This is a genomic window from Actinomycetota bacterium, from assembly GCA_030017835.1.
GTDB lineage: Bacteria > Actinomycetota > Aquicultoria > UBA3085 > Oleimmundimicrobiaceae > Yes70-04.
The window spans coordinates 35,672-47,417 of sequence record JASEGU010000009.1 but is presented as its reverse complement, the minus strand read 5'-3'; the positions used below and the strand labels follow the sequence as shown (position 1 = coordinate 47,417).

General features: G+C 55.2%; 11 protein-coding genes. 1 reads left to right on the top strand and 10 read right to left on the bottom strand.

What is annotated here, in order from left to right; translation table 11 throughout:
• Positions 1 to 61 precede the first annotated feature (61 nt).
• Positions 62 to 427, top strand: coding sequence for a hypothetical protein (locus tag QMD53_03765; protein ID MDI6799774.1), 366 nt, complete (start codon positions 62 to 64; stop codon positions 425 to 427).
• A gap of 153 nt (positions 428 to 580) precedes the next feature.
• Here the strand turns inward: QMD53_03765 and fdhF are convergent, their stop codons facing one another.
• The 10 genes from fdhF to QMD53_03715 form a co-directional block, all read right to left on the bottom strand.
• Positions 581 to 3,268: a formate dehydrogenase subunit alpha gene (fdhF, locus tag QMD53_03760; protein ID MDI6799773.1), complete on the bottom strand. Its 2,688-nt coding sequence runs from the start codon at positions 3,266 to 3,268 to the stop codon at positions 581 to 583.
• A 7-nt stretch (positions 3,269 to 3,275) separates the two neighbouring features.
• Positions 3,276 to 3,707 (bottom strand): CBS domain-containing protein, encoded by a 432-nt coding sequence (locus QMD53_03755; GenBank protein ID MDI6799772.1) that lies wholly within the window; start codon positions 3,705 to 3,707, stop codon positions 3,276 to 3,278.
• A gap of 17 nt (positions 3,708 to 3,724) precedes the next feature.
• On the bottom strand, positions 3,725 to 5,452 hold the full coding sequence (locus QMD53_03750; protein ID MDI6799771.1) for an NADH-ubiquinone oxidoreductase-F iron-sulfur binding region domain-containing protein: 1,728 nt from the start codon (positions 5,450 to 5,452) through the stop codon (positions 3,725 to 3,727).
• Between the two features lie 90 nt (positions 5,453 to 5,542).
• The gene (locus QMD53_03745; protein MDI6799770.1) at positions 5,543 to 6,322 is read right to left on the bottom strand and encodes a dihydropteroate synthase; all 780 of its coding nucleotides are present in this window, start codon (positions 6,320 to 6,322) and stop codon (positions 5,543 to 5,545) included.
• Between the two features lie 15 nt (positions 6,323 to 6,337).
• Positions 6,338 to 6,853 (bottom strand): NADH-quinone oxidoreductase subunit NuoE, encoded by a 516-nt coding sequence (nuoE, locus tag QMD53_03740; GenBank protein ID MDI6799769.1) that lies wholly within the window; start codon positions 6,851 to 6,853, stop codon positions 6,338 to 6,340.
• Positions 6,854 to 6,862: 9 nt separating this feature from the next.
• The gene (locus tag QMD53_03735) at positions 6,863 to 7,660 is read right to left on the bottom strand and encodes an AAA family ATPase (GenBank protein MDI6799768.1); all 798 of its coding nucleotides are present in this window, start codon (positions 7,658 to 7,660) and stop codon (positions 6,863 to 6,865) included.
• Positions 7,661 to 8,740 (bottom strand): methionine synthase, encoded by a 1,080-nt coding sequence (locus tag QMD53_03730; GenBank protein ID MDI6799767.1) that lies wholly within the window; start codon positions 8,738 to 8,740, stop codon positions 7,661 to 7,663.
• Complete coding sequence (locus QMD53_03725) at positions 8,737 to 10,149, bottom strand: heterodisulfide reductase-related iron-sulfur binding cluster (protein MDI6799766.1); 1,413 nt, start codon at positions 10,147 to 10,149, stop codon at positions 8,737 to 8,739. Before QMD53_03725 ends, QMD53_03730 begins: the two co-directional genes overlap by 4 nt.
• Positions 10,150 to 10,160: 11 nt before the next feature.
• Positions 10,161 to 11,084, bottom strand: coding sequence for a methylenetetrahydrofolate reductase (locus tag QMD53_03720; GenBank protein MDI6799765.1), 924 nt, complete (start codon positions 11,082 to 11,084; stop codon positions 10,161 to 10,163).
• Positions 11,084 to 11,743 (bottom strand): methylenetetrahydrofolate reductase C-terminal domain-containing protein, encoded by a 660-nt coding sequence (locus QMD53_03715; protein ID MDI6799764.1) that lies wholly within the window; start codon positions 11,741 to 11,743, stop codon positions 11,084 to 11,086. Before QMD53_03715 ends, QMD53_03720 begins: the two co-directional genes overlap by 1 nt.
• Between the last annotated feature and the right edge of the window lie 3 nt (positions 11,744 to 11,746).

Sequence of the window (11,746 nt, the reverse complement as noted above, 5' to 3'; positions counted from 1 at the left end):
AGCGGCAGAAGCCGTTGTGCGTAGTTAAGGTGTCAACAGAAACGGGGTAACTCCAGGATATATGCGCCATGACACCGAGCAAGAGATGGCAGTCCTAAAAGAGATATACGGGTACTTGAGACTCTACACCAACTTCTTTCAGCCGAATATGCGCCTGGTCGAGAAGGTGCGAAACGGAAGTAAGGTCAAAAAGATATACGACGAGCCCAAAACACCCTACCGGCGTCTGCTGGAGTGTCCTGACGTCCATCAGACAATCAAAGACAATCTCACGACTACATATAATACATTGAATCCCGCCGAGCTTAAGAGACGGATTAGCAAGCTTCAAGATAAGTTATTTAAGACTTACGTAAACAAAACAAATGTGATAAGAAAGGAGGAAGCCAACCCCGATCTTTCAAGTACATTTCTGGTGAGGCAATGAATGCCTCTTGGAGTACATTTTTAGATGATGCAACACGTAAGATCCTGCAAGGGCGGCTATTGTGTCGATATGACATAAAGCGCTGAAAACCGAGCGCCGGGCAAGGTTAACGGAGGTTAATCTTTCCTGATGAGCGGGGCGCGGCGGCGGCCTTTAAACCTTCTCCACCTTGACGGCGGCCACTTTGAATTCGGGAATCTTGGCAACCGGGTCGAGAGCCGGGTTGGTCAGCCGGTTTATGGGAGACTCTTTGAAGTGGAAGGGGGCAAAGAGGGCGCCTTTTTGAATCTTCTCGGTTACGCAAGCCTTTATCTCAACGCTGCCCCGCCTGGAGGTTACCTTGACCATATCGCCGCTCTCAACCCCCAGCCTCTCGGCGTCCTTGGGGTTTATTTCAAGAAGGGCCGCCCCGCAGACCTCCTCGATGGCTTCCGATTTTCTGGTCATGGTGCCGGTATGATACTGATGAAGGAGGCGGCCCGTGGTGAGGATGAGGGGATACTCCTCATCGACGACCTCGTTTGGATCTTTATATTCAACGGGATGGAATTTGCCCAGGCCCCGAGCAAATTTCTCTGTGTGAAGGATAGGGGTTCCAGGGTGAGCCGGGCTTGGACAGGGCCACTGCAGGCCCTCCGTTTCAATCCGCTGATAACTTATGCCGCCGTAACTTGGGGTAAGCTTTGCTATCTCATCCATTATCTCGCTTGCGCTCGCATACTCCATCGGATAACCCATGGCCGCCGAGAGATCGGCGATTATCTTTAAGTCTTCTTTTGCCCCACCAAGCACTGGGATAGCTCTTCTGACCCTCTGGACGCGGCGCTCGGTATTGGTGAAGGTGCCATCCTTTTCGGCAAAGCTTGCCCCCGGCAGAACCACGTCGGCCAGAGCGGCGGTTTCGGTTAAGAAGATATCTTGAACCACCAGAAGGTCGAGATTCTTTAGGGCCTCTTCGACGTGGGAGGTATCGGCATCGGAGAGCATGGGGTTTTCGCCCATAATATAGAGGGCCTTGATGCCTCCGGAGGCGGCCGCCCAAATCATCTCGGTTACGGTCAAGCCCTCTTTGCGGGAGAGGCTCCCCCCCCAGGCGGATTCGAATTTTTGGGCGGCCGCCTCATCGCTAACCTTCTGGTAGCCTGCAAAGACGTTGGGAAGAGCCCCCATATCGCAGGCGCCCTGGACGTTGTTCTGACCGCGCAAAGGATTGACCCCGGTTCCAGGCCGGCCGATGTTTCCGGTCAGCATGGCCAGATTGGCCACCGAAAGGACGTTATCCGTCCCGGTCACATGCTGGGTTAAGCCCATGCAATAGAAGATGGCCCCGTTTTTGGCCGCTCCAAAGAGGCGGGCAACCCTTCTGATATCATCGGCCTTGACGCCGGAAATCTCCTCAGCAAGTTCGGGGGTATATTTGCGGACCGCCCTTTTGAAGGCTTCGAAGTCTTCACACCTGGCCAAGGTGAAGGCCTGATCCGCCAGACCCTCTTCGATTATGACATGCATGATTCCGTTAAGGAGGGCCACGTCGCTTCCGGGTTTTTGGGAGAGGTAGATGTCGGCGTAATCGGCCAGCCTTATCCGCCTTGGATCGATGACGATGAGTTTTGCCCCAAAATCACTGACTGCCCGCTTGATCTCCAAGGCAACGATGGGATGGCTCTCGGTGGTATTTGAGCCCATGACCAGGATGACATCGGACTGGGCTATATCGGAGAGCGAATTTGTCATCGCCCCGCTTCCAAACGCTGCGGCCAGACCGGCCACCGTTGGAGCGTGTCACAAGCGGGCGCAGTGATCGATGTTGTTGGTGCCAACCGCCGCCCGGATAAACTTCTGCAGAAGATAATTCTCCTCATTGGTGCACCTGGCCGAGGCAAAGACGCCGATCGAATCGGGCCCGCTCTCCTCTTTGATTTTGGCCAATTTGGAGGCGATAAGCCCTATCGCCTCATCGAAAGTGGCCTCGGTAAGCTTGCCGTCCTTTCTGATGAGCGGGTTCTTAAGCCTATCCTTGTGATTGACAAAGCCCATGGCAAAGCGCCCCTTGACGCAGGCGTTGCCCCGATTGACCCCGCTCTGGACATCGGCTGAGACGCGGACGATGCGCCCGTCTTTCACGTGAAGCTCGAGCTCGCAGCCGCAGCCGCAATAGGGGCAGGTCGTCTTGGTGGCGCTCGTCTCCCAAATCCGGCCCTGATTCTTGGCTGTCTTATCGATGAGGGCCGCCGTCGGACAGGCCGAGATGCATTGTCCGCAGAGCTCGCACTTGGTCTGAATTAGGGAGCGATCATAAGGGGTCGTCACCACCGTGCTGAAGCTGCGACCCGCAAAGGTATAGACGCTGTCTTGTTGAACCTCTTCGCAGATTCTAACGCAGCGGCCGCAGAGGATGCACTTGCTTGGGTCTCGCTCGATCAAGGGGTTAAAATCCTCGATTTTAAAAGTGTTCCTCTCCCCAATGAAGCGATTATCCTCTATCCCAAACTCGTAGGCCAAGTCCTGCAATTTGCAACGGCCCGAGCTCTCACAGGTGACGCAGTTTATTTTGTGGTCGGAAAGGAGCAGTTCAACCAGGGTCTTTCTGATGCGAAGCAGAGCAGGCGTCTCCGTCTCTACCTCCATCCCCTCAGTCACTTTGGTAGCGCAGGAGAGAAGCGGCTTCTTGGACCCCTTGACCTCTACCAGGCAGAGGCGGCAAGCCCCATAGGGCTTGAGGCGCGGATCGTGGCAGAGGGTGGGGATGCCGATATCCGCTCCCTTGGCCGCCTCCAGGATGGTCATGCCGCCCACGGCCGCTATATTTTTGCCGTTTATCGTGAGATTGATCTTCGTCATGATGGGCTTAGCCGATCCTCCTCTTGACGACACGGGCGCCGAGTTCTATCAGGATGCAGTCGATGAAGTCCTTGACGAAATTTGCCAGATCCGAGATGGAGAGGATGCCGACGGTTTTCTTGCCCTCCATGACGGGCAGATATCTTATCTCAAGCTCCTCCAATAGGCGGGCCGCCTTGGTCGCCTCCATGTCCGGGGTGACCGAGACCATGCTCTCGTACATGATCTCCTTGACTTGAGTCTTGTTGAAATCAAAGCCGTTGGCGATGGCGTCAACGACTAGGATGCGATCGGTTATGATACCGGCAAGATCGCCGTTGGAGTCCACGACCAAGAGGGAGCCGACCTTCTCCTCTTTCAGCATGACGGCCGCCTTTTTGAGACTCGCCTCCTCGGATATGGAAATGGGATTCTTGGTCATGATATCTTTGACGTTCACTTTTGGGCTCCCTTCAATTATTTGGAGATGTATATGGCTTCAAAGACGCAGTGCTGCTTGCAGATGCCGCACTTTACGCACTTATCCTGATCGATGGTGTGTGGCTTCTTCCGCTCGCCGCGAACGGCGTGGGCCGGACAGCGCTTGACGCAGACGCCGCAGCCTGTGCAGATCTTTTCATCTATGACATAAGATATGAGATCGCTGCAGGAGCCGGCGGCGCATTTTCTCTCTTTTACGTGCTGAACGAACTCTTCTTTGAAATATCTTAACATCGTTATGACCGGATTTGGGGCGGTTTGGCCCAGCCCGCAGAGGGCCGAGACCTTTATGTCTTGGGCCAATTCTTCGAGCAGAGTGAGCTCTTCTTCACAGCTCTTCCCCTTGACCATGCGCGTTAATATCTCAAGCATCCTCTTGGTGCCGATCCGGCAGGGGATGCACTTGCCGCACGACTCCTCTTGGGTAAAGGCCAGAAAATATCTGGCCAGATCGACCATGCATGATGTCTCATCCAGAGCGACCAGACCGCCGGAGCCGATCATGGCCCCGATGTCGGTTAAGGAATCGAAATCGACCGGCCGGTCCAAGTGCTCCTTTGGAATGCAGCCGCCGCTAGGTCCTCCGATCTGAACCGCTTTGAGCTCGCCGCCATTCGGTGCCCCCCCGCCGATGTCGTTGATGATTGTGGAGAGACTCGTGCCCATCGGGACCTCGATGAGACCGGTATTCTTGACCTTGCCGGTCAGCGCAAATATCTTGGTGCCGGGCGAGCCCTCTGTCCCGATAGATCTGAACCAAGCCGCCCCTTTTTCGATTATGGCCGGCACGTTGGCCAGCGTCTCGACGTTATTTAAGACGGTCGGCTGGCCAAAGAGGCCCTTTTCGACCGAGCGAGGCGGGGTGATCCTGGGCATTCCCCTTTTGCCCTCAATCGAAAAGGAGAGGGCGGTCGATTCGCCGCAGACGAAGGCGCCGGCCCCTTCCTTGATCTTGATATCAAAACTAAAATCGGTCCCCAGTATGTTTTCGCCGAGCAGACTGCGCTCCTTGGCCCCTTCGATGGCAACCTTTAGTCTCTTTATGGCCAGCGGATACTCGGCCCGCACGTAGACGTAGCCCTGGGCGGAACCGACGCCGTAGGCGGCAATCGCCATTCCCTCCAAGACGGCGTGGGGATCGCCTTCCAAAACGCTTCTATCCATGAAGGCGCCCGGGTCGCCCTCATCGGCATTGCAGATTATGTACTTGATCTCGCCCGGCGCTTTTCTGGCCAGCTCCCATTTGAGCCCGGTCTCAAAACCGGCTCCACCCCGGCCCCTAAGGCAGGCTGCCTTGACCTCTGATATGACGTCATCTGGGCTCATGCCGCTTATGGCCTTCTTCAAGGCCACGTAACCGCCGCTCTCCACGTAATCATCTATCGATTCGGGATCTATGTGGCCGCAGTTCTTGAGAACGATTCTGGTCTGCTTCTTATAGAAATTTATCTCATCATAGAGGGAAACCTTCCCTCCGCTCGTGGGATCGACGTAGAGAAGATCGTCCACCACCTGGCCCCCGGCCAGATGTTCCTCAGCTATCCGGACGGCCGAATCACTTGTAACCATGGGGTAGAATATCCCCTCCGGCTTGACGACAACTATCGGGCCTTGCTGACAGAAACCGTGGCAACCGGTCAGAGTGACCTCAACATCGCTTAGGCCGAGTCTGCCCACGGCATCCTCCAAGGCCACCTTGACCAGGGAGCTCCCGCTAAGGACGCAGCCGCTTCCGGCGCAGACTAAAACCCTTCTCTTCTTTTCGTCCCTTTCCAGCTCGTTCAAGCCTCTCTCCTAATCTAAGAAGGAGTGGCAGTAGAGGACCTCGTTGCGCAAGATCCTGATAGTCTTGACCGCTTCCATCAGTTCTTTATCGAGCGGATCGGCTATGGCCGCATCCAAGCCGACAGTGGCCAGCATAGCGAGGTAGGTCCGGTCTAAGATCGGCTTGGCCTCGGGAAGCGCCCCGTTGGAGATATTGCTCAGGCCCACCACCGTCTTTAGGGGTGGATCATTCAGCTGCTTGAAGAGCTTTATCGACTCTATCCCTTCGGTGGCCTGCTCTTGAGCGACCGATACCGGCAGGATCAAGGGGTCAAGGTAGAGGTTCTCGGTCGGAACGCCCTTTTCGGCCATCTTGGTCATAATATCGACGGCAATGGCCATCCTCTCGTTGGCGTCGCGGGGGATGCCGACTTCGGTCATTGTGAGGCCTATGACTGAGGCTCCGTATTTGGCGGCCAGGGTCATCATCGTTTCAAGACGCTCCGGCTCGCCGGAGGCCGAATTTATGATCGGCTGCTTCTTGCAGACTTTCAGGCCCGCTTCCATGGCCAAAGCGTTGGTCGTATCCAAACAGAGGGGCACATCGACCACCTCCTGGACGACGCCGACTATCCACTCCATTACATCGGGACCGTCCTTTCTGGCCGGACCGATATTGATATCCAAGATGTTGGCTCCCACCTCGACCTGGGCCAACGCCATCTCCTGGATGGGTCCCTTATCGCGTTCCCTCATAGCCGGGCCGAGCGCCTTCGACATGACGTTGATCTTCTCTCCAATTACAAGCATGTAAATCTCCCTTTCTCAAATGTTGTTTTTATCCTTCATTTTAATGCGCCTGATTATATCTCGAGCCCCTTTGACGGTCAGGCGGCCAAAGGCCTCCTCGTTAATCTTCATCACCGGAGCCAAGCTGCAGGCCCCAAGACATGAGACGCCGCGCAGCGTAAAGGATAAATCCTTGGTCGTCTCACCCTCAGCTATTCCGAGCTCATCGACCAAAGCTTCAGTTATCTTCCTCGCCCCGGCCACGTGGCAGGCCGTCCCTTGGCAGACGCTGATGACGTTCCTTCCCACCGGTACCAAAGAGAACTGAGCGTAGAAGGTGGCCACCCCATAGAGTTGGCTAAGCTCTATTTTGGCCCTTTGGGCCACAAAATCCAAGGCCTCCTCGGAAAGATATCCGCATCTCTTCTGGACCTCTTGAAGGATGGGGATAGCAGCCCCCTTCTCTCCCTTAAAGTTATCGATTATCTCGGCAAGCTCCGGACTCTCCCTCTCTTTGGAGGACGGGCCGGAGCAATCACAATTGCAAGCCATTGGCCTCCCTCATTTAATCCCCTTTCCTTCAACCCTCTTTTGGAGCTCTTCTTTGAGGGCCGAAACCTCTTGAACAAAGTCGGCGTCCATATCATAAGGTGATCTGCCTTGAATGTCTGCGGCGGCCACCTTTTCGCTTGCGCTGATGATGCCGATGAGTTGGCCGCCTAATATATCCTTTTCGAGCTCGCCGATCCAATCCAAGTTTTCTGATTTTTCCACCTTGTTCGCCAGAATGAAGAGCCTTTCGATGCCGATATCCTTAGCGAGTTCGGCTATCCGCTTTGCCGTCTTGTGACTGCGCTTTCCGGAATCGACCACGATCAGCATGGCATCGACGCCAGCAGCCGTTCCCCGGCCAAGGTGCTCGATGCCGGCCTCCATGTCCATGATGATGACCTCTTCCCTCTTGAGGACCAGGTTTCTGACCAGGCTTTTCAAAAGCGCGCTCTCCGGGCAGATGCAGCCCGAACCGGCCGCCTCAACCCCGCCAAGAACCAAAACCTTTACCCCCATCACGTCTTTTGCCAGGGTCTCTGGAAGATCATCCACCTTGGGGTTTAACTTGAATATTCCGCCGATCGTTCCCGGCTTGACGCCCGTTCGCTCCTCGGCCAAATTCTTCATCTTCGAGATGGGAGTGATCTTGTCGTCTTGGTCCGCCCCGCCGATGGCCGAGACCAAGTTGGCGTCCGGGTCGGCATCGACGGCCAGGACTTTGAACCCGAGATCCTTGTAGAGCCTGGCTAAAGCCCCCGCTATAGTCGACTTTCCAACTCCTCCCTTGCCAGTTACGGCTATCTTCATTTAAGCTTCATCCCCAAAATATTTGGCCCTGACCGCTTGAGAGAGGCGACCGGCAAACTCGATGCTCTTTTCGGCCAAGGGGACGCTCATCGAGCCGGTTCCGCAATTTGGAGTGATCAAGGCCGACTCCAAGAGCTTACCTTCGTCGATCCCCTTTTTAGCCAGGAGTGATACGGCCCCTTCAAAACGCTCCAAGAGGGTCAGGATGGTCAAATCCTCTATCGATTCTGGGGTCGGGTAGGTGGAGGGAACGATGCCAAAGGCCAGCACCCCGCCCCGGTCCAGAAAGGTGTCTATCTTTTTGGGGTAGAGAGCCAGGCTCTCGGTATGATCGAAGGCATCGAAGCTTATGATATCGACGCTTGTCTCCATGAGGAGGCCCCAGTCGGTCCGGCCGCAGCAGTGAACTCCGCACGGTCCTCCCGAACCCTCAAAGCATTCGTTCAAATACGAGATGACCTCATCAAAATTTAGTTTTACATAGGCCGAGCCGTAGGACTGGAGATAGGGCTCGTCGAAGAAGATGACGCTCTCCACATCGGGGGCCGCCCCCTCGAACCTCTTCCTCTGCCACTTGGCCTTCATGATTAGGGTCTTGATGACGGCGTCGCGCAAAGCGTCATCATACAGGACAGCCGCCTTACTCTGATCGGTTATGGTCAGCCCGAAGCTTATCGGCCCGATAAGTTGGCCTTTTAATAGACTGATATCGCTTGGCCCCTTCTCCTTGACCATCTGAAGAAACGGCTCAAAGCCTTGAGCATACTCGGGGCTGATGGCAAAGTGATCGATATCGTCCTCTATGAAGCGTTCATAGAATAGCTCAAGCTCCCTTGAGGCCAAATCGCCCGAATCCAGGTGGATCGTCCCCTTTGCCTCATCCAGTCTGACCCCGGGCATCCCCTCGCTAACCTGAATGGCCATGCTCTCTTTGAAGGAGAGGTGGGGAAGCTGCGGCCAAGTTGGAATATCGGGAGTATGAGTGAAAATGACCTCTGTGGCACGCTTTGGATCGACGTGGGGCATGCTACCGATAGTGGTGGCCAGACATTTCGGTTTAAAATCTAGCCCTGCCATCATAAGAGCCCCCTCTTTTTTAAAGGGAGAGCGGGATCGACGAAGTGGGCCTTGAAGCCCAGCGAGCCTTCGTCCAAACCGAATGAGAGGGCCATAAGCTGGGTGAAATAGAGGATGGGCAGATCGAGCTTCTTGCCGAATTTTTTTTTGATCTGGCTCTGCCTTGCGTCCAGATTGACGTGGCAGAGCGGGCAGGAAGTGATGACGGCATCGGCTCCAAGCGCCTTGGCTTCCGAGAGGATTCTCTCCGATAGCTTTAGGACCATATCCCTCTTGGTCATCGAAAGGGCCGCTCCGCAGCACTCGGTCTTATGCGACCAATCGATCGTTTCAGCTCCGAGCAACCTCATCATCTGATCCATATCGGTCGGATATTCGGGATGCTCCGAGCCCGTAACCTCGGCCGGCCGGCTCAAGAAACAGCCATAGTAGCAGGCGACCTTGAGGCCAGCCAACGGCTTCTTGACCTTGGAAATTATCTCCTCTTTTTCAACCCTCTTGCTCAAGGTGGTGAGGAGGTGATCGACCTCGACGCCCCCGCCATAAGAGTAGCCGATTTTCTGATCGACCCTTCCTTTAAGACCGGGGTCATCTTTCATATCGCGACCTGCCGCCTTCATGCGAAAGAAGCAGGCGGCACAGGGGACGGTCAGATAATCATAACCTTTTCGCTCGATGAGAGCGAGGTTCTTGGCCGGCAATACCGTCGCCAAAAGATGGGAGGTGGAGTGGGCCGGGGTTGTCCCACAGCAGACCCAGCCTTCCGGCTCGCTAGCTTCGATGCCCAATTCTTCTAAAACGGCTAGGCTCGTCGAGTTTAGTTCCTTGCCGATGGAATGCATCGAACAACCACTGAAATAGGCGATCTTCTCTTTAGCAAGTGGATCCTTCTCGACTTTTAAAAGGTCGCTCGGAAAATTGGCGGAGCTAGGAAATAGACTCATCCTGCCCTTCAAAAACATTTTAATTCCCATCCAGATATCGGAGAAGATATCGCCGCTTTTGAGCTTGTAGGCGACCATCGAGCCGAATTCATAGAGGCGGCCACGGCGCTCGATGCTCTTAACGGAAACCTCGTTGAAGAGAGCAACCTCTTTTAAGGCCGGTCTAACGCCGCTCCTTAGCGCCCGCTCCCTCAAGATATCCATGACTCTCGCCACATCAACCCCGGCCGGACAGCGAGAAGTGCAGGTCGAACAGGAGGCGCAGAGCCAGATCGTCCGGCTCAAGAGGGCAGGCTGAATGTCGCCGAGTTGAATAAGGCGGATTATCTGGGCCGGAGTGAAGTCCATCTCATCCACCACTGGACAGCCCGAGGTGCAGCGATTGCAACTTGCACAGACCGAGATGGAAAAGTTCGCCTCGGATTCGATATCTTCAATTATCTCTCTTTTAAGCTCAAATCTTTGCAAAAACTTGGCTCCTATATTTTTGGCCTGGGCAGAAGATGCGCCGCCTCAGCGATGACCGGAACCGCCTCTTCCCATTCGATGGCCATAATGTGGACGCCATGGACGCCCTCTATCTCTTTGACCTTGTTGATTATCTCGACGCAGATCTTGATGCCCTCCTCTTTGGCGCCCTCCTTGCCGGCCGCCTCCATCCGCTCGATGACCCAATCGGGCACGTCCATGCCGGGAACGTTCTTCTTCATATATTTGGCCATGCCGGCGGACTTGACCGGGGCAACCCCGGCCAGGATATGTATCTTCTTGTCGAGGCCAAGCTCACGGACCTGGCTCATCCATTCTGTAAACTTATCGATGTTGTAGATGATCTGAGTCTGGATGAAATCGGCTCCAGCCTCGATCTTCTTGGCCATCCTCATCGCCCGGTACTCGAAGGGATCGGCAAAGGGGTTGGCCACGGCCCCGATGTAAAATTCGGGGCCGCCATGCAGCTCCTCGCCGTTCAAAAAGACCTTCTCATCGCGCATCTTTTTCAGCATGACGGAGAGCTGGGCCGAATCGAGATCAAAAACCGGTTTGGCTTGGGGATGGTTGCCGAATTTGGGGTGATCGCCGGTCAAGCAGAGGACGTCCTTAACCCCGAGGGCGGCCGCTCCCAGTAGATCGCTCTGGAGACCGATCCGGTTGCGGTCTCTCGTCGTCATCTGGACTATCGGCTCAAGGCCCTCGTCCATAATTATTTTGCCGCTCGCAATCGAGCTCATGCGGACGATTGCCGTCTGGCAATCGGTGATATTTGCGGCGTCGCAGGAGCCCTTTAGAAGACGCGCCTTCTCTCTGACCTTCCCGGCGTCTGCTCCCTTGGGGGGGCCAAGTTCGGCCGTGACCGCAAACTTGCCTTCGCTTAAGATCCTCTCTAAATTGCTGGCTGCCTTCATTAGCCCTTCTCCTCTTTAGTGACTCTGCTTGGGTTGGTGCCGGCCGACCAATCCTTGGGCGGCCTTACCCCCCCAAGTTTCTCCATAAGATTCAGTCTCTTCATGCGATCGACGATGAGCTGCCAGACGCAGGGGATATCTTTCGACACCTCACAAAAACCGCCCTGGGACCCGCCGCAAGGACCATGAAGAAGGCTCTTTGCGCAGCGATTTATCGGACAGATCCCCGCCGTCTGATCGAGGATGCACTCGCCACAAGCGCTGCAGCGAGAAGCCCAGACCCCGGCCGATTCGGTCACTCCGATGAATTTGGTATCGACCCCCGGATAGACGACAATATCGGCAAAAATGTCGGCAAGAGCGTTGACTCCGGCGCCGCAGGCAAGCGAAAGGATGGCGTCAAAATCAGCCGCCTCATCCCTTAAGGCCTCGATGAACTCATTTTCACACTGGCGCTCAACCGTCTTTTCGCTCACTTCGATATCGACCCCTTCAAACTTGAAGGCCATGCGAAGCGAGGTGGCCAAAACGGCCGCCTCCTTCTCGCCGCCGGCAAAACATACCGCCATGCAGGTATTGCAGCCGGCCACGAGGACCTTCTTTTGCCCCTTTAGCATATCTTTTATTCTTTCCAAGCTCTTCGCTTCAGCAACTATCAAAAC